Source organism: Tabrizicola sp. M-4, assembly GCF_051132405.1.
GTDB lineage: Bacteria > Pseudomonadota > Alphaproteobacteria > Rhodobacterales > Rhodobacteraceae > Paragemmobacter.
Genome location: NZ_CP128606.1, coordinates 2,009,630 through 2,028,169 on the forward strand (window position 1 = coordinate 2,009,630; position 18,540 = coordinate 2,028,169).

General features: G+C 62.5%; 17 protein-coding genes and 2 pseudogenes. 8 read left to right on the top strand and 11 right to left on the bottom strand.

Annotated elements, in window-relative coordinates:
* The first annotated feature begins 86 nt into the window (after nucleotides 1-86).
* The 7 genes from TabM4_RS09730 to typA all read left to right on the top strand — a co-directional run bounded on the left by TabM4_RS09730 (nucleotide 87) and on the right by typA (nucleotide 6,320).
* On the top strand, nucleotides 87-746 hold the full coding sequence (locus tag TabM4_RS09730; protein WP_434621793.1) for an alpha/beta hydrolase: 660 nt from the start codon (nucleotides 87-89) through the stop codon (nucleotides 744-746).
* Nucleotides 746-1,009 (top strand): hypothetical protein, encoded by a 264-nt coding sequence (locus TabM4_RS09735; RefSeq protein ID WP_434621796.1) that lies wholly within the window; start codon nucleotides 746-748, stop codon nucleotides 1,007-1,009. The genes TabM4_RS09730 and TabM4_RS09735 overlap by 1 nt, the downstream gene beginning before the upstream one ends.
* A complete protein-coding gene (locus tag TabM4_RS09740; protein WP_434621799.1) occupies nucleotides 1,009-1,599 on the top strand; it encodes an HD domain-containing protein in 591 nt (196 codons plus the stop codon). Before TabM4_RS09735 ends, TabM4_RS09740 begins: the two co-directional genes overlap by 1 nt.
* 122 nt (nucleotides 1,600-1,721) lie before the next feature.
* A complete protein-coding gene (locus TabM4_RS09745; protein ID WP_434621802.1) occupies nucleotides 1,722-2,936 on the top strand; it encodes an NADP-dependent isocitrate dehydrogenase in 1,215 nt (404 codons plus the stop codon).
* 239 nt (nucleotides 2,937-3,175) lie between these two features.
* Nucleotides 3,176-3,778 (top strand): YitT family protein, encoded by a 603-nt coding sequence (locus TabM4_RS09750; RefSeq protein ID WP_434621805.1) that lies wholly within the window; start codon nucleotides 3,176-3,178, stop codon nucleotides 3,776-3,778.
* A 40-nt stretch (nucleotides 3,779-3,818) separates the two neighbouring features.
* Nucleotides 3,819-4,421 (top strand): YitT family protein, encoded by a 603-nt coding sequence (locus TabM4_RS09755; protein WP_434621808.1) that lies wholly within the window; start codon nucleotides 3,819-3,821, stop codon nucleotides 4,419-4,421.
* Between the two features lie 81 nt (nucleotides 4,422-4,502).
* Nucleotides 4,503-6,320: a translational GTPase TypA gene (gene typA / locus TabM4_RS09760; RefSeq protein ID WP_434621810.1), complete on the top strand. Its 1,818-nt coding sequence runs from the start codon at nucleotides 4,503-4,505 to the stop codon at nucleotides 6,318-6,320.
* On the opposite strand, the gene TabM4_RS09765 is transcribed toward typA, so the two are convergent.
* From TabM4_RS09765 to recA, 5 genes are all read right to left on the bottom strand, one after another.
* Nucleotides 6,317-7,210 carry a LysR family transcriptional regulator gene (locus tag TabM4_RS09765; protein WP_434621812.1) on the bottom strand — a complete coding sequence of 298 codons (894 nt, stop codon included), beginning with the start codon at nucleotides 7,208-7,210 and terminating at the stop codon, nucleotides 6,317-6,319. The two genes, typA and TabM4_RS09765, sit on opposite strands and share 4 nt — an antisense overlap.
* A gap of 152 nt (nucleotides 7,211-7,362) precedes the next feature.
* Entirely contained in the window at nucleotides 7,363-8,157 is a 795-nt protein-coding gene (locus TabM4_RS09770) for a class II glutamine amidotransferase (RefSeq protein WP_434621814.1), read from the bottom strand.
* Nucleotides 8,158-8,284: 127 nt separating this feature from the next.
* Nucleotides 8,285-8,575, bottom strand: coding sequence for a DUF1330 domain-containing protein (locus tag TabM4_RS09775; RefSeq protein ID WP_434621816.1), 291 nt, complete (start codon nucleotides 8,573-8,575; stop codon nucleotides 8,285-8,287).
* 2 nt (nucleotides 8,576-8,577) lie between these two features.
* Nucleotides 8,578-11,235 (bottom strand): alanine--tRNA ligase, encoded by a 2,658-nt coding sequence (alaS, locus tag TabM4_RS09780; protein WP_434621818.1) that lies wholly within the window; start codon nucleotides 11,233-11,235, stop codon nucleotides 8,578-8,580.
* A gap of 161 nt (nucleotides 11,236-11,396) precedes the next feature.
* A complete protein-coding gene (gene recA / locus TabM4_RS09785; RefSeq protein ID WP_434621820.1) occupies nucleotides 11,397-12,470 on the bottom strand; it encodes a recombinase RecA in 1,074 nt (357 codons plus the stop codon).
* A 208-nt stretch (nucleotides 12,471-12,678) separates the two neighbouring features.
* On the opposite strand from recA, the gene TabM4_RS09790 reads away from it, so the two are divergent.
* The gene (locus TabM4_RS09790; protein ID WP_434621822.1) at nucleotides 12,679-13,272 is read left to right on the top strand and encodes a hypothetical protein; all 594 of its coding nucleotides are present in this window, start codon (nucleotides 12,679-12,681) and stop codon (nucleotides 13,270-13,272) included.
* Between the two features lie 57 nt (nucleotides 13,273-13,329).
* Here the strand turns inward: TabM4_RS09790 and TabM4_RS09795 are convergent.
* The 6 genes and pseudogenes from TabM4_RS09795 to TabM4_RS09820 all read right to left on the bottom strand — a co-directional run.
* Nucleotides 13,330-14,796 (bottom strand): annotated as a pseudogene (locus tag TabM4_RS09795) (ATP-binding response regulator); the annotation flags it as partial.
* A gap of 328 nt (nucleotides 14,797-15,124) precedes the next feature.
* Nucleotides 15,125-16,276, bottom strand: a complete 1,152-nt coding sequence (locus tag TabM4_RS09800) for an RsmB/NOP family class I SAM-dependent RNA methyltransferase (RefSeq protein ID WP_434621824.1) — start codon at nucleotides 16,274-16,276, stop codon at nucleotides 15,125-15,127.
* The gene (locus TabM4_RS09805) at nucleotides 16,273-17,178 is read right to left on the bottom strand and encodes an SDR family NAD(P)-dependent oxidoreductase (protein WP_434621826.1); all 906 of its coding nucleotides are present in this window, start codon (nucleotides 17,176-17,178) and stop codon (nucleotides 16,273-16,275) included. Before TabM4_RS09805 ends, TabM4_RS09800 begins: the two co-directional genes overlap by 4 nt.
* Nucleotides 17,150-17,637: pseudogene (gene bfr / locus TabM4_RS09810) on the bottom strand (bacterioferritin). The gene TabM4_RS09805 and the pseudogene bfr overlap by 29 nt, the downstream one beginning before the upstream one ends.
* Nucleotides 17,638-17,803: 166 nt before the next feature.
* Nucleotides 17,804-17,965: a hemin uptake protein HemP gene (gene hemP, locus TabM4_RS09815; protein WP_434621828.1), complete on the bottom strand. Its 162-nt coding sequence runs from the start codon at nucleotides 17,963-17,965 to the stop codon at nucleotides 17,804-17,806.
* 165 nt (nucleotides 17,966-18,130) lie between these two features.
* Nucleotides 18,131-18,364: an acyl carrier protein gene (locus TabM4_RS09820; protein ID WP_434621830.1), complete on the bottom strand. Its 234-nt coding sequence runs from the start codon at nucleotides 18,362-18,364 to the stop codon at nucleotides 18,131-18,133.
* Nucleotides 18,365-18,540 lie beyond the last annotated feature (176 nt).

The window sequence follows — 18,540 nt, forward strand, 5'->3', positions numbered from 1 at the left end:
GCCCCAAAGGCCGCGTTTGGAACCGTTCTAAATTGTCCGAGCGAAGTCGTCAACAATCGCTCAAGGAAAGACAGGCGCAACACGCAATGCCCGAAGTGATTTTCGCAGGCCCCGAGGGCCGTCTCGAAGGCCGCTACCATCCCCAGAAGGACCGTGACGCCCCCATCGCCATCGTGCTGCATCCACATCCGCAATATGGCGGCACGATGAACAACAAGGTGGTCTACAACCTCCATTACGCCTTCTACAATCTGGGCTTCACCGTCCTGCGCTTCAACTTCCGCGGCGTGGGCCGGTCGCAGGGCGAATACGATCAGGGCATCGGCGAACTCTCCGACGCGGCCTCGGCGCTCGACTACCTCCAGTCGATGAACCAGAACGCGAAACACTGCTGGGTCGCGGGCTTTTCGTTCGGCGCATGGATCGGCATGCAACTCCTGATGCGCCGCCCGGAGATCACGGGCTTCATCTCGGTCGCCCCGCCCGCGAACCTCTACGACTTCTCCTTCCTCGCCCCCTGCCCCTCCTCGGGCCTCATCATCAACGGCACCGCCGACCGCGTCGCGCCGCCCAAGGACACCAAGCAACTGGTGAACAAGCTGCACGAACAGAAGGGCATCACCATCACCCACAAGGAAGTCGAAGGCGCCGACCACTTCTTCAAGGACGAAGAGGCCCATATGAAACCGATGATCGACACGGTCACCGAATATGTGCGCCGCCGCCTCACGGAAGGGTCCCGCTGATGGGCATCCTGCAGGACCTGACCGAACAACTCGCCAAGGACGTCGTCGAGGCGATGGACGAAACCGGGGACGACCGCCTGCATGACAAGGTTGGGAAGGTCCTGCTCGACGCCTCTCCCACCACGCAGGAATCCTTCATGACCGCCGTCCGCGTCATCCTCGCCGAACGCAAGGGGCGCAAATTCCTCGAACAGACGCTCAAGGCGAAACGCGAAGGCGGCACCGCCCCCGCCGCGCCCCGCGGGGCCGATAGCGGCCACTGATGTTATCTGAAGACCGCCTCGCCGCCCAGTTCGCCTTCCTGAACGAGGCTGACCGTCTCAAATCCGTCGTCCGCGCCACCACGCTCTGCGATGGCTCGCGGCCCGAAAATTCCGGCGAACATAGCTGGCATCTGGCGCTCTACGCCCTGACCTTGGCCGATCAGGCCGAACCCGGCGTAGACATCAACCGCGTCATCCGCATGCTCCTCCTGCACGATCTCGTGGAAATCGACGTGGGCGACGTCCCGATCCATTCCGCCAATGGCGCAGCCCACGCCGCTCCCGAAACCGTGGCGGCGGAACAGCGCGCCGCAGACCGCATCTTCGGCCTCCTCCCGCCCGACCTGCGCGAAAACTTCCGCGCCCTCTGGGACGAATTCGAGGCCGCCGAGACCCCCGACGCCCGCTTTGCCAAAAGCCTCGACCGCGTGCAGCCCGTCATGGCCAACCTGCAATCGGGCGGCGGCACGTGGATCACCTACGACGTCACCTTCGATCAACTCCAATCCCGCGTGGGGTCAAAGATCGACCGCGGCGCGCCCCGTCTCTGGGCTTGGGTCCGCGAAAAGGTCCGCCCCTTCTTCGCCTGATCCGGCCCCGGCCCGGCACTCGATCGCCGCTTTCGGTATGCCATTGCATACAATCCTTTGCAAAACCCGCCCGTATGGTCTATGCAGCCCGCATCGAATCCATTTCCGAAAGGGCGCGGCGCATGACCAAGATCAAGGTTGCAAACCCCGTCGTCGAACTCGACGGCGACGAGATGACCCGCATCATCTGGGACTTCATCAAGAAGAAACTCATCCTCCCCTATCTCGACATCGACCTGCATTACTACGACCTCGGGATCGAGGAACGCGACCGCACCAACGATCAGATCACGGTCGATTCCGCGCTCGCCATCCAGAAGCACGGCGTCGGCGTGAAATGCGCCACCATCACCCCAGATGAGGCGCGGGTGGAAGAATTCGGCCTGAAACAGATGTGGAAATCGCCCAACGGGACGATCCGCAACATCCTCGGCGGCGTGATCTTCCGCGAACCGATCATCTGCAAGAACGTCCCCCGCCTCGTCCCCGGCTGGACCAAGCCCATCGTCGTCGGGCGCCACGCCTTCGGCGACCAATACCGCGCCACCGATTTCCGCTTCCCCGGCAAGGGCAAACTCACGCTGAAATTCGTCGGCGAAGATGGCGAGGTGATCGAACGCGAAGTGTTCCAGGCCCCCGGCGCAGGCGTCGTCATGGGCATGTACAACCTCGACGACTCGATCATCGACTTCGCCCGCTCCTCCTTCAACTACGGCTTGATGAAGGGCTGGCCCGTCTACCTCTCCACCAAGAACACCATCCTCAAGGCCTATGACGGCCGCTTCAAGGACCTCTTCGCCAAGGTCTATGCCGAGGAATTCGAAGACAGGTTCAAGGCAGCAGGCATCCATTACGAACACCGCCTGATCGACGACATGGTGGCATCGGCGCTGAAATGGTCCGGCGGCTATATCTGGGCCTGCAAGAACTACGATGGCGACGTGCAATCCGACACCGTGGCGCAGGGCTTCGGCTCGCTGGGCCTGATGACCTCCGTCCTGATGACCCCCGATGGCAAGGTGGTGGAGGCAGAGGCCGCCCACGGGACTGTCACCCGCCACTTCCGCGAACACCAGAAGGGCAAGCAGACCTCGACCAACTCCATCGCCTCGATCTACGCCTGGACTGGTGGCCTGAAGCACCGCGCGAAACTCGACGGCAACGACGCCCTGATGACCTTCGCCACCACGCTGGAACGGGTGACGGTCCAGACGGTCGAAGACGGCTGGATGACCAAGGACCTCGCCCTCCTCGTCGGCCCCGATCAGAAATGGCTCACCACCATGGGCTATCTGGAGAAGGTCGACGAATACCTCAACAAGGCGCTGGCCGGCTGAGGGAAGACACACCCGCCCCGGGCCTGACCCGGGACGGGTTCTCCTTGACCAATCATTACCCGACCCTCACCACACAGCCCGCTGCGTGCTGACGGTTTGCGGTACAGTTTACGGCACAGGATACGGACAGTCGAAAACAGGGGCCGGATCGCCAGATCCGGCCCCTGCCCTTTCCAGCCAAGGCAGAAACAAGGTCAGCCATATTGACCCTAAAAGGGTCACATGCTATGACCCTTTTCATGACCGATCCACGCCGCCATTCCCTGCTCGAAGATGTCCAAGGCATCGCCTTCGGCATCGTCATGGCCGCGCTCGGCATCCACATCCTCACCCATATGGGCTTCGCCACGGGCCAGACGACGGGCCTTGCCGTCCTCATCGCCTATACCGGCAACCTCCCGTTTTCGCATGTATATTTCGCCATCAACCTGCCCTTCCTCGCGCTCGGCTGGTGGTATCTCGGCCGCCGCTTCGCGCTCAAGACGCTCATCACCACCGCCGCCCTGTCGATCCTCACCGACATCCTGCCGCGCTGGATGACCCTCGGCCCGATGGAACCGGCCTTCGCCGCCATCCTCTTCGGCATCCTCTTCGGCATCGCCGCCCTTGCCGTCGTCCGCCACGGCGGCAGCTTCGGCGGCTTCTCCATCCCCGCCCTGATCCTGCAGGAAAAGTTCAAGATCCCCGCAGGTTACGTCCAACTCGCTGTCGACATCATTATTTTTTCCGCCGCCACCCTGATCCTCGACCCCGCCACCCTGCTCTGGTCCTTCCTCGGCGCCGCGACCTATTCGCTCTTCCTCGCCATCAACCACCGCCGCGACCGCTACATCGCCGCCTGACCCTCTGGCGCACCGGCCACCGCACCGCTACAGACGCGCCATGACCGACCCAAAAAGCCATTCCCTGATCGAAGATGCGCAGGGCCTCGCCTTCGGGGCCACCATGGCCGCCTTCGGCATCACGATCCTCACGCAACTCGGCATGATAACCGGGCAGACCGCGGGCCTTGCCGTGCTGCTCTCCTACGCCACTGGCATCCCCTTCGGGCCCGTCTTCTTCGCCATCAACATCCCCTTCTACTGGTTCGGCTATCGCCGCATGGGATTGACCTTCACGATCAAGACCTTCCTCGCCGTGGCAGCCCTCTCCACCCTCTCGGCGCTGATGCCGTCTTGGGTGCAATTCGCCACCCTGAACCCCGCCTTCGGCGCCATCCTCTTCGGCTTCATCTCCGGCGCGGCCCTCCTTGCCATCTTCCGCCACGGTGCCTCGCTGGGGGGGATCGGCATCCTCGCCCTCTATCTGCAGGACCGCACAGGCTTCCGCGCCGGGCACACCCAACTCATCTTCGACGCCGCCCTCTTCGCCACGGCCCTCACCTTCCTCCCCTGGCCAACCGTCGCCTGGTCCTTCCTCGGCGCCGCCGTGGTGAACCTCGTCATCGCCATAAACCACAGGCGCGACCGCTATATCGCCACCTGATCCGCATCCCCTAGCCAAGCAGGCGCAAACCCTGTATGGCCCCTCGCAACCGCAGAAAAAGCATTGAAAGAGATCTCCCCGATGGAGCTTCGCAACATCGCCATCATCGCGCATGTCGACCATGGCAAGACCACCCTCGTCGACGAGCTGCTGAAACAGTCCGGCTCCTTCCGCGACAATCAGGCCGTCTCCGAAAGGGCGATGGATTCCAACGACATCGAACGCGAACGCGGGATCACCATCCTTGCGAAATGCACCTCGGTGGAACATGGCGAAACCCGCATCAACATCGTCGACACCCCCGGCCACGCCGATTTCGGTGGCGAGGTGGAGCGTATCCTGAACATGGTCGACGGCGTCGTCCTGCTGGTCGATGCCGCCGAAGGCCCGATGCCGCAGACGAAATTCGTCACCTCCAAGGCCCTCGCCCTCGGCCTCCGCCCCATCGTCGTGCTGAACAAGGTCGACAAGCCGGATGCCGAGCCCGACCGCGCCCTTAACGAAGTCTTCGATCTTTTCGCCAATCTTGGGGCGAATGACGAACAACTCGACTTCCCCTATCTCTACGCCTCCGGCCGCGCCGGTTGGGCCGATGAAAGCCTCGATGGCCCCCGCAAGGACCTCACCGCGCTCTTCGACCTGATCGTCCGCCACGTGCCCGCGCCGAAACAGATCGCCCGCCAGTCCGAACCCTTCTCGATGCTGGCCACCACCCTTTCAGCCGACCCCTTCATCGGCCGCATCCTGACGGGGCGCGTCGAATCCGGCAAACTGAGGGTCGGCGAAACGCTGAAAGCGCTGTCCCGCACGGGCGAGCGGATCGAACAGTTCCGCGTGACCAAGGTTCTGGCCTTCCGTGGCCTGAACCAGACCGCGATCGACGAGGCGGTTGCGGGTGACATCGTCACCCTTGCCGGCATGACCAAGGCCACCGTGGCAGACACGCTCTGCGCGCTGGAAATCGACACCGCGCTTCCCGCGCAACCCATTGATCCGCCTACGATTACCGTCACCTTCGGCATCAACGACAGCCCGCTTGCAGGCCGCGACGGGAACAAGGTCCAATCCCGCGTCATCCGGGACCGTCTTCTTAAGGAAGCGGAAACCAATGTGGCGATCAAGGTCGCCGACACCCCCGGCGGTGAGGCATTCGAGGTTTCCGGTCGCGGCGAACTCCAGATGGGCGTGTTGATCGAAAACATGCGCCGCGAAGGGTTCGAACTCTCGATTTCCCGCCCGCGCGTCATCTTCAAGGAAGAGGACGGCGTGCGGATGGAGCCGGTGGAGGAAGTCATCGTCGACGTCGATGACGAATATTCCGGCGCCGTGATCGACAAGCTGACCGGCGAACGCAAGGGCGACCTTGTGGAGATGAAACCCGCGGGCGCAGGCAAGACCCGCATCATCGCCCATGTTCCCTCCCGCGGCCTCATCGGCTATCACGGCCAATTCCTGACCGACACGCGCGGCACGGGCGTGCTGAACCGCATCTTCCACGGCTGGGTTCCCCACAAGGGCCCGATCCAAGGCCGCCGCCAGGGCGTGCTGATCTCGATGGAAAACGGTGTCTCGGTCGCCTATGCGCTCTGGAACCTCGAAGAACGCGGTCGCATGTTCATCGGCCCGCAGGAAAATGTCTACGAGGGCATGATCATCGGCGAACACTCGCGCGACAATGATCTTGAGGTGAACCCGCTCAAGGGCAAGAAACTCACCAACGTCCGCGCCTCCGGCACGGACGAGGCGGTGCGCCTGACGCCCCACATCAAGTTCAGCCTCGAAGAGGCCATCGCCTATATCGACGATGACGAACTCGTTGAAGTCACGCCGAAAATCATCCGCCTGCGCAAGCGCGTCCTCGACCCGCATGAACGCAAGCGGCAGGCGCGCGCCTCCTAAACCTCGGCGCGTTCCCCACGGCTTTCACCTCTGGTCGCGCGGAAATGTCCGCGCGCCCATTTCAGGAACCCCGCGATCCGGGGATCGGTCGCCCCTGCCGCATCCGCCACGGCCCAGACATCGCAGGGCGGCGGCGCAGGCCCGTCAATGGGCAGCAGCCGCGCATCATTCCCCGCCAGATCGGCAGGCAGAAGCGCGATCCCCAAACCGTTCGCACAGGCCTCGGCCATGATCGGCACATTTGGCGACAGAAGGGAGACATTCCCCCCCTGCCGCGCCAACCAGCGATAGCTCTCCACCTCGGCCAAGACCTTCGAGGCGCGGATGACCCCGTGCCCCTGCAACGACTCCAGCCGCCCCCGTATCCGGTTCGCCGCCACATAGGAGGGGGACGCATAAAGCCCCATCTGCAACCGCCCCAGCATCTGCCCCGTGCTCCGCTCTGGGGCAGATGCCATGGGGGCCACGGTCACATCAAAGCTTTCAGGATCAAGGGCATAGACGTCATCATATACCTGCAACTCCGCTGCGCAATCCGACTTCGCCGACCAGACTGGCAGCGCCGGGCCAAGAAACAGCCTCGCCATCATTTCGCAACTGGCAACCCGCAAGGGCGGCCCAGCCTCGTTCAGCCGCGCTTTCACCCGTTCATATATGGCTGCCATCTCGCGCGCCGCGGCCACCAGTTCCTGTCCCCGCGCATTGGGGCTCATCCGCCCCATTTCGTCGCGCAAGAAAAGGGGATGCCCGTTCTCCTCGATCGCCGCCAATCGGCGCGACATGGTGGACTGGCTGATCTTGGCAATGCGCGCCGCGCCGGACAAACTTCCGGCATCGCTGATCAGCAGGATATCCCTCAAATCATTCCAGTCTGGAAAAGGTGCAGCCATGCCAGAGAACTCCCTTGGCAAGAAAAACTTGGCACTTGGGAACAGGTCACTGGCTAAACACGTGTGAAACTGGCGCGACGTTCCACAGAACAAAGATTAACGCCCACATGGGGGGCGTCAACCAACCTTTCAACCGCAAGTGAGAAGGACCGTCACGCCGCGAGGGAAAGACGTTCCGGATCAAAGCGATACTGTTCGACCGTCGCGCCGTCGAAAACGCAGAAAGACCCCGGCGGCACCGCAATCCAGTCGCCCTCGTCCTGCTCCAGCGGTTCGCTCACCACCGCCCTGCCCTGCCGCCTGTCCGACCAGCGATGGTAAAGCGTGGGCGCATGGTCATCCGTGGCATAGCGCACGGCATAAAGCCGCTGCCCATCCGAAAGAGCCGCCGTCAACCGCAGATGCGGCAGCGATCCCTTCGCGCGCGCCAAGGCGATCACCCGCGCCGCTGCCCGTTCCATGGCGCCCTGCGGATCATCGTCCAGCCCCTCCGCCAGCGCGATCAGGAACAGGGCCTCGCTATCCGTCGCGCCTTTGCGATGCGGATAAAGATCATCGCGGATCATCATATCGGCATCCCTGCGGAAGGCCTCATAGCCGCCAATCTGGCCGTTATGCATGAAACTCCACCGCCCCACCGCGAAGGGATGGCAGTTGTTCCGGCTTGTCGCCGTCCCTGTAGAGGCTCGGACATGCGCAAGGAAAAGCCCCGATTTCACCTGCGCCGTCAGGCTGCGAAGGTTCGGGTCGGACCACGCGGGCATCACGTCACGATACAGCCCCGGCTCCGGCCTTTCTCCATACCATGCAAGGCCGAAACCATCGGCATTGATCGCCGTGTGGCACTGTGTTGCGCAATGGCTTTGATGGATCAGGGAATGGCCGGGGCGACTGACGATCTCTTCCAGAAAGATCGGCGCTCCCACATAGGCAGCCCAGCGGCACATTAGATGCACCCCCGGTTGGTCAAAAAATCACGCATGCTCCGCCTCGGATTCTTTTTTCAATGCATAGCATGAAAACGGCCCCCGCAGGGGCCGATTTATCCACAGGCAAAGAACTGCCATGCCTAGGTCACTCGACCTCTTCCACGACAACCAGATCCCGCACGCTTGCCCCCTTCGCATGGGCCAGCGCCGCCTGATAGGCAGGGGAGTTGTAGCAATCCACCGCCGCCTGCAGGCTGGGAAAGCGCGCGACGACGTTTCGCGCACGGTCATTCCCCTCTAGCTGCACGTATTTCCCGCCACGGGCCAGAAACACCCCGCCATGCGCGGCAATGGCAGGCCCTGCCTCCTTGGCATATTCGCCATAGGCGTCAGCGTCGGTCACCTGCACATGGGCGATCCACAGAGCAGTCGGCATCCTCAACCCCCGATCACGGCTTCCGCCGCTGCAATTGCCGCCTCGGCCAGCGCGATATCCGCGCCCCCCGCCTGCGCCATGTCGGGACGGCCACCGCCGCCTTTGCCGCCCATCGCCTCGGCCGCCGCCTTCACCAAGGTCACCGCCGAAACGCGCCCGGTCAGATCCGCCGTCACACCCGCAGCCACGGCAGGCTTTGCCCCTGTATCCGCGATCAGCAGCACCGCGCCCGACCCCAGCCGCGCCTTCAACTCGTCGATCAGCGCGGGCAGGTCTTTGCCCGACACACCTGTAAGAACCTGAGCGAGGAACTTCACGCCACCAACGTCCTTTGCCTCCGGTCCACCCTTGGCCCCGCCGCCCATCGCCAGTTCGCGCCGCAGTTGCGCGACCTCGTTCTGCAGCGCGCGGCGTTCCTCCGCCAGCGCCTTCACGCGGTCCACCACCTCGAATACAGGCGTCTTCAACAACGACGCCACATCTGCAAGGCGCGCATCCTGCACCCGCAGATGCTCCAGCGCCGCCGCCCCGGTCAGCGCCTCAATCCGCCGCACGCCCGCCGACGACGCCGAATCCCCCAGCAGGACGAAAGCCCCGATATCCCCGGTCCGCTTCACATGCGTCCCGCCGCACAATTCCAGCGAATAGGTCTTGCCATCCGCGCCCTTGCCCGAACCTTCCAGCAGGCCCATCGACACGACGCGCACTTCCTCACCATACTTTTCGCCGAAAAGCGCCTGTGCGCCCAAGGCCCGCGCGTCATCCGGCGTCATGATCCGCGTATCCACCGGCGAATTCTGGCGGACGAAGTCATTCACCTCCGCCTCCACCTGCGCCAGTTCCACAGCCGAGAGTGCCGTCGAATGGCTGAAATCGAAACGGAGACGGTCGGGCGCATTCAGCGAACCCTTCTGTGCCACGTGATCCCCCAGCGCACGACGCAACGCCTCGTGCAGCAGGTGCGTCGCCGAATGGTTGGCGCGGATCGCCGAGCGCCGCTTGTGCTCCACCTCCAGCTTGGCTGGCTGGCCCTTGATAACCGTGCCTTCCACAACCTCGGCCACGTGGATGAACACCCCCGCCGCCTTCTTCGTGTCCGTCACATGCGCCAGCCCCGTGGCCGTCCGCACCCAGCCCGCATCACCGACCTGACCGCCCGACTCGCCATAGAATGGGGTCTGATTGACCACGATCTGCACTGTAGATCCTGCCTCAACCGACCCGATCCCGGCACCATCCCGCACCAAAGCAAGGATCTCACCCTCTGCCGTTTCGGTGTCATAGCCAAGGAATTCCGTCACGCCATGTGCCTCGGCCAATTCGAACCAGATCTTGGCATCCTTCGCCTCGCCTGTTCCTGACCATGCAGCACGCGCCTTAGCACGCTGCTCGGCCATAGCGGCCTCGAAACCCTGTACATCCACCGCGCGGCCTTTCTCGCGCAGCGCATCCTGCGTCAGGTCCAGTGGGAAGCCATAGGTATCATATAGCTTGAACGCCGCCCCGCCGGGCAGTTCCGCCCCCTCGGGCAGGCGTCCAAGTTCCTCGTCCAGGAGCTTCAATCCACGATCAAGAGTTTGTTTGAACTTCGTCTCTTCAAGCCGCAGCGTTTCCTCGATCAGGGCCTGCGCGCGGGACAGTTCCGGATAGGCCCCGCCCATCTGCCGCACTAGCGCGGGCACCAACTTGTGCATCACGGGGTCCTGCGCGCCCAGCATATGCGCATGCCGCATCGCGCGGCGCATGATCCGGCGCAGCACGTAACCGCGCCCCTCGTTCGATGGCATCACGCCATCCGCGATCAGAAAGGAAACCGACCGCAGGTGGTCCGCGATCACCCGATGGCTCACCTTGCCCGGACCATCAGGGTCCGCACTCGTCGCATGGGCCGACGCCTCGGTCAGCGACCGCATCAGGTCGGTATCATAGTTGTCATGCTTGCCCTGCAGCAGCGCCCCGATCCGCTCCAGCCCCATGCCGGTATCGATCGACTGCATCTCGAGCGGGCGCATGGTGCCGTCCGCGAACTGCTCGTTCTGCATGAAGACGTTGTTCCAGATCTCGATGAACCGGTCCCCATCCTCATCCGCACTACCCGGAGGGCCACCCCAGATATGGTCGCCGTGGTCGTAGAAAATCTCGGTGCACGGCCCGCAGGGCCCCGTCGGCCCCATGCGCCAGAAGTTGTCATCCGTCGGGATGCGGATGATCCGGTGATCCTCCAGCCCCGCCACCTTCTTCCAGATTCCTGCCGCCTCGTCGTCGGTATGGTAGACGGTAACGCAGAGCTTCTTCGGATCGATCCCGAAGTCCTTGGTCAGCAGTTCCCATGAAAACGCAATCGCCTCGGCCTTGAAGTAGTCGCCAAAGCTGAAATTCCCCAGCATTTCAAAGAAGGTATGGTGCCGCGCAGTATAGCCCACATTGTCCAGATCATTGTGCTTGCCGCCCGCGCGTACGCATTTCTGCGCCGTCGTCGCCCGCTTGTAGTCCCGCGTTTCCACGCCAGTGAAGCAGTTCTTGAACTGCACCATCCCGGAATTGGCGAACATCAGCGTCGGATCATTCCGCGGCACGAGGGGGGAAGACTCCACCACCCGGTGCCCATTGCGGGCAAAGAAGTCGAGGAAGGTCGATCGGATATCGTTCAGCGACGCCATGCTGGATTGGCCCTTTCAAAGGCGGAAAACCCGTTTGCGCACCCAATTAGCCCCGCAATCCTTCCCTGTCCACAGCCAGAGCCGCAGCCGGGGTCCGTCACGCAGAAAAATGGCCGGAACCCACCGGTTCCGGCCCCTTTCCGTTCATCCTGTCCAAGATGTCACATGTCCAACACATCATCCTCTGCAGCACCACCCGGCGAGGTGAAATCAAGCCCGTTGGCGGCGCGGATCTTGTCCTCGATCTCAGCTGCAAGGCCCGGGTTCTGCTTCAGAAACAGCTTGGCATTTTCGCGACCCTGGCCGATGCGTTCATCCCCATAGGAGTACCATGCACCCGATTTCTCCACGACCCCGGCTTTCACGCCGATATCGATCAACTCGCCCAGCTTGGAGATGCCCTCACCATACATGATGTCGAATTCCACCTCGCGGAAGGGTGGTGCGACCTTATTCTTCACCACCTTGACGCGGGTGGAGTTGCCGATGACCTCATCCTTGTCCTTGATCGAACCCGTGCGGCGGATATCCATCCTGACGCTGGCATAGAACTTCAACGCATTGCCGCCTGTCGTGGTTTCCGGGCTGCCGAACATCACGCCGATCTTCATGCGGATCTGGTTGATGAAGATCACCATGCAGTTGCTGCGCCCGATGCTGGCGGTCAGCTTGCGCATGGCCTGACTCATAAGGCGGGCCTGGCTGCCCATCTGCATGTCGCCCATGTCGCCCTCGATTTCCGACTTGGGCGTCAGCGCGGCGACAGAATCCACCACGATCAGGCTGACCGCGCCCGAACGCACCAGCGTGTCGACGATTTCCAGCGCTTGTTCGCCCGTGTCGGGCTGGCTGATCAGCAGCTCGTCCAGATTGACGCCGAGCTTTTTGGCATATTGCGGGTCAAGCGCGTGCTCGGCATCGACGAAGGCGCAGACCCCGCCCTTCTTCTGCTCTTCTGCCACGACGTGCAGGGTGAGTGTTGTCTTACCCGAGGACTCCGGCCCGAAGATTTCGATGATCCGTCCCTTCGGCAGGCCACCGATACCCAGCGCGATATCCAGGCCCAGCGATCCGGTCGAAGTTGCCTCAATCTCCAGAACCGGACTGTCCTTGCCCAGTTTCATGATCGAACCCTTACCGAACTGCCGTTCGATCTGTGCCAGAGCGCTTTCCAGCGCCTTCTGTTTGTCCATTTCGCGCTTCCCGTTCAAGTCGAGGAGGTTCGCCACCGCCATGTCCGTCTCCTTATTCCATAGCCGCGACCGGGCGGCAATTGTTGCGCGTGTTCCCCAAGTGTTCTCACGCTTATGAGCACAAAGAGAGAACATATCAATCAAAATCGAACATCATCAGCCTAAGGATCAAAGGTTAAGGCAGAGTTTACGCCCTTACGTCGCGCGCGGGCCTTGTGTAGAAGGCAAGCGTGCAAGGAAAAGGTGCATCATGTTGGTTTTCTGGGAACAGCGACTGGCGATTCTCGCCACGCCCAAGACGGGCTCCACCGCCATCGAGGCTGCGCTCGAATCGATGGCCAGCATGGCCATCCAGCGGCCACCGGTCCTGAAGCACACGCCGGTGCAGAGGTTCCATCGTTTCATCGGGCCCTATTTGGAAACGACATCGGGCGGGCCATTCACCGTTGTTGCCTTGATGCGCGAGCCGCGCGACTGGCTGGGGTCATGGTTCCGCTACCGCCAGCGCGACGACATTTCCGAGGCAGCGAAATCGACACGTGGCATGACATTCGATGCCTTCGTGAATGCATGGTGCGACGACCCGCAACCGGCTTTCGCCGCTGTCGGGTCGCAGGCTCGCTTTCTGCAGCCAAAGGGGGAGAAGGGTGTCGATCACCTTTTCCGTTATGAAGAGATCGAAACCTTTGTCCAATTCCTCGAGGACCGTTTGGATTGTGAAATCATCCTGCCGCGCCTGAACGTCTCACCCACGGCCGACCTTCACCTCGCCCCGGCGACCGAGGCGCGCCTCAGAATCACCGCTGCACGTGACTTTGCACTCTATGAAAGCCTCACACCCTGATAGCTGAGATCGGTTCGCAGGGTTAAGTTTGCCATCACCGGTTGACGGCTATCTGGGTCACGCAGCCATCTGCGCCTGCACAGTGTCGGCCAATTGCGAGAGAGAGAAGGGCTTTGCAAGGAAGACCGAATTCGGGACACGCGCCTGAAGGTCCGACAACGCCTCTTCCGCATAGCCCGAAATGAAGACGGTGCGCACTCCCGGGCGCGAACCAAGCGCCTGTAGCACCCATCCCGGCCCATCCAGACCGGGCATCACCACGTCGGTCACGAAGACGTCCACCTGCAGGCTGTTGTCTTTCAGGTGGGCCAGAGCTTCCTCTGCACTTGCCGCTTCAAGAACCGAGTGGCCCCGCAGTCGCAGCGCACGGGCAGCAAAGGCACGCACCGGGGCCTCATCCTCGACCAGAAGGACAACGCCTTCGGCCCGGCGCGCCTGATTGCGTTGCACGGGCGGGGCACAGTCGGCCGCATCGACAGGGCAGAGCGGGAACCACAATTCAAATTCCGTCCCCTGCCCCAGTTCTGACTGGACGAAGATGAACCCGCCCGATTGCTTCACGATGCCATAGACGGTGGAAAGTCCGAGACCGGTTCCCTCACCCTGACGTTTCGTGGTGAAGAACGGTTCGAAGATCTTGTCGATCCACTCTTCTGGAATGCCCTTGCCACTGTCGCGCACGGTGATCACCACATGAGCGCCGCGCGGAACCAGAGCCTTGCCACGGCTCATTTCCGCGTCAAGCCGCATGACCCGAGCCTCGATCTGGACCACCCCCCCGTCAGGCATGGCGTCCCGCGCGTTCACCACGAGGTTCATGATTACCTGCTCCACCTGACGACGATCAGCCCGGATTGCCGCGACCTCGTTCAACGGCACCAGATCAAGACCGACCTTCTCTCCCAGCAGCCGGTTAAGAAGATGTGTCAGATCCGACAAGGCCTCACCCACATCGATGCGCTCTGGCTTGAGGGTCTGTTTGCGCGAGAAGGCAAGGAGTTGGGCGACCAAGGCGGCAGCTCGGTTCGCATTCTGCCGGATCTGGATCAGATCCGGGTAGTCCGGATCCTCGGTGCGGTGTCGCAGCAGAAGCAGGTCGCAATGGCCTGAGATCGCGGTTAGCAAGTTGTTGAAATCATGTGCAATGCCACCGGCGAGCTGACCAATCGCCTGCATCTTCTGTCCCTGCACGAATTGTGCCTCGAGTTGCTTCAAGGCGGTCGAATCCTGCAGGACGGCCAGTACACCGCCGCGGCCATCCGGCCGGAGCGTCATCCGCATGAACCGCTCCGCCTCGTTCAGATGCATCCGTCCGCGCAAACCCAGCATCTCGGACCCACCGGGCAGGCGCCCGGCCGCCACATCGCTGATCCAGTCTCGCACGGGTCTTCCCAGATCGACGAACAGTTGCGCGGGTTCCACGACATCATCCGCGCCGAGTTCCAGAAGAAGCCGCGCTTCGGCATTCACAGCGGTGATCCTTCCGTCCGACGCGAAGGTCATGATGGGAACGGCCAAACCTTCGATGACCCGCGCCTCTGGCACACGGTCAATGACCTGAGATCTGTCCATCTGCCGCCTTTTCAAGCGTCGTGCCGTCGACCAGACGGCCGCAACCAGTGCCGCGCCTGACAAGGCGAGAAAGAAGACGGTGACGACACCCCAAAGAGGCAACCCAAATAGCGCCACCGTCACGAGCGTGGCCAGACAGGCGGCCAGCATGACCTGTGTCCACATCCACGAATGGATCTGGTCAGGGATCAAGTCCGGGGGATGGGCAGGATCGTCGCTCATTCCGGGCAATTGCACATAAAGGCCTTAACAAGTTCCTAACGGCCTGCGGTTCGACGCCTCAGACGGTCAATTTTCGCAGAATGGCCGCGTAGAAGCCGTCTCCCCCATCCAAGGGGGTAAAGCGTCGCTCTGCCTCAAGCGTCCAGCCGGGATGCCGCGTAAGGAAAGCCGCTATCTGTGCACCGTTCTCGATTTCGAGCATAGAGCAGGTAGCATAGGCAAGCGCCCCCCCCGCATGCAGCATGGAGGCCGCGCGGTCCATTATTGCTGCCTGCAATTCCATCAAGGCCAGCAGCCGCGCGGGCGTAAGCGCCCATTTCCCCTCGGGGTCCCGACGCCAACTGCCCGAACCGGAACAGGGCACATCGGCAAGGACCAGATCAAAGGGGCCCGTCTCCTCCGGGCGCGCGGTCAAATGCACCTGCACCCCGGCGCGTTCTGCCCGCAGCGGCAGGTCTGCCATCCGCCGCGCCTCGGCATCGTGGGCATACAGGCTTAGTCGCGCCCGCGCGGCCATTGCAAGGGTCTTTCCCCCACCTCCTGCACAGAGGTCCAACACCGTCATCCCGTCCGATAGGGGCAACATTGCCACGACCGCTTGGCTTGCCGCGTCCTGCAATTCCACCACCCCGGTGACATAACATCGGCTGGAGTGAACCTTCCGCGCGCCCCCGACCACCTCCAACGCTGTGTCGGCAAGGGGATGAGCGCGCGCCACGATTCCGTCGTCGGCCAACGCCGCCACCGCCTGTTCGCGGGTCGCACGCGCCGTATTCACCCGCAGGAACACCGGCGCGCGCCGCTGCATCGCGTTCATTACGGCCTCGAACCCGTCGCCCAGCGAGGCGCGCAATTTTGCCTCTAGCCAATCGGGACAGTCGATCGCCTCGGCCCCCTCAGGCTGCCGACCTGCCTCCCCGGGGCCCGGCACTGCTGGTGCATAGCCCTGTCCGTCGAATAGCATCTCGGCCCCGTTTCGGCGCGCCCAGCCCAATACCAGAGACCGGGCCCCTTCCCCCCCGCCAAGTGCTGCGCAGGAACGGCGGCAGCGCAGCACGTCAAAGACGATATCCCGCACCGCCGCGCGATCACCCGAGCCCGCATAGCGATTGGCGCGCCCCCAGTTCACCAGCGCCACCTCCGCAGGACGTCCTGCCAGAACGGCCTCCATCACGTCGATGGCCGCCGCCACACGCGCACCGGGCGTCATGCCTTGCGCTCCTGCAGAATGTTGCCGCCATCCACCACGATCACCGCCCCGTTCACATAAGAGGCCGCGTCCGAAGCGAGGAAGGCCACCACTGCCGCCACCTCGTCAGGCCTGCCCGCACGACCGGGGGGCGTGGCGGTTGCCGCCAGCAACTCCTCGGGTGTAGAGGCCTCTGTCGCCACCCAGCCGGGTGCCACCGCATTGACCGTGACGCCCCGCGCCGCGACCTCAAGCGCCAGTGCATGGGTCAGCCCCACCATCCCGGCCTTGGCCGCAGAATAGGCCGCTTCTCCGGGATTTGAAACATAGGGACCCGTCACGCTTGCCATCATGATGACCCGGCCGTGCCCCTGCGCCACCATTCCGGGCAGGAAGGCCCGTGTCACCAGCACCGCCGTGGTCAGAGAAGCATCCATCGCCCTGCGCCACTGAGTGGGATCAAGATCAAGGAAGGGCACCTGCTCGGCTGGAGAACCGACTGACCCCATGCCAGCGTTGTTCACGAGAACATCAACCGGCCCGACTTCATCCAACAATCGCGCCACCTGGGCGGGTTCCGACAGGTCGGCCACATGTGCGGTCACTTTGAAGCCCTCGGCGATCAGTTCCGCCGAACGCAGGTGGATTCTCCCGGTCGTCGCAGTGATAGCCACACTGCTCCCCTCACAAGCCAGTGCGCGTGCGCAGGCAAAGCCGATGCCTCCGGGAGCACCCGCGCCCGTCACGAGAACCCGCACTTGCCTTGCCATGCTTTCCCCCGCATTTCCGGCACGGACCATAGGAAAAGGCAGGCGACTTGACCAGCACCCGCCCCACTCCACCCTTTCGACTTCGCAAGAATTCGGCGTGGCCAGCGAAGGATCGTTTCCTGCCCTACTCCGCCTGATCGGCAAGTTTGCCATTTAGCATTCCGGATTTCTCTTCTCCGAGACGGTCAAACAGGCCCAACTGGGTTTCGAGAAAATCGATTTGCCCCTCCTCATCTGCGATGAGTTCGTCGAAAAGTGCTCGGGTGACGAAGCCGCGCACCGAATCGCAATGCCGCCGTGCCTCGACATAGACGGTGCGCGCCCCGTGCTCGGCGGCGAGGTCCGCCTCCAGCGTGTCGCGCAGGGACTGCCCGATACGGAGAGGGTCCCGTTTTTTTGCGGCTTGGGATGCCCTTCCAGAAAGATGATCCGCGCGATGAGTTTGTCCGCATGGTGCATCTTTTGGTTACTCTTGGCCCGCGACTTCGCAGCAGGATGGCCGAACCCCAAGTCTTCCTGCAACCGGAAGTGCAGCCAGTACTAGCTGATTGCGGTCCGTTCTGACCGCAACGCCGCGTTCAGATAGTCAATAACCTTGGGATCGCCCTTCATTGCGGTGCTGTCCTTGCCTGAGGATGGGTATGGGACGGCTGGACCGAACCGTTATGGCGGGGGACATGGGTACGTTTAGGCTCGCACACAAGCGCATCGTGTCAAGAAAGAGCGGCATGCATCCGTCGCAAGCGGCGCGCAGTGACAATCGATCACAGCGGCCCCTTCACTTCGTCAGAATGAGTTTTCCCATCCGCGTTACCCGGAGGACATAAACCTCTCCCCGATGCACCAGACGCACGATGCTGCCACCTCCCATAAGGGTGATGACGTCATACAGGGGGGGCTCTGCCTCGGTCCTGTCTTGGTTCAGGTTCTCAGGCGACACGGCTCTTTACGCGATAGGGGAATACTTATGTCGCAAACCCTATAAAAACTGTCAGCAATGTAAAGTCGAGAAATTCACTCAACCAAAGATCGTCCTTGTTGCTCCAATGCAAAACGGGCACCCGTTAGGGGCGCCCGCTCCGCTTTTTCTGCCTTCCTGAAAGGTTCAGGCGGCTTCCGTGATGAACTTCACCGCATCGCCGAAGGTCTGGATCGTCTCGGCCGCGTCATCAGGAATCTCGATCCCGAATTCTTCCTCGAAGGCCATGACAAGTTCCACGGTGTCGAGCGAGTCTGCACCAAGATCGTCGATAAACGAGGCGTTCTCGGTCACCTTGTCCTCCTCGACGCCCAGATGCTCGACGACGATCTTCTTCACGCGTGCGGCGATGTCGCTCATGTCACTTCCTCTTTCACGTTGCGGGATCGCGTCCCGTTCCTTGTCCCTGCCCGGAGGGGCATCTTCCCCGCTTACCATACGGGTAGACCGAATTAACTCCCGGTCCGTTCGCCGCGCCTATAGCAAGGGTGTTCCCGCAAGGCAAACGCTTTCCATGCCATGGGCACGGCGTCCAC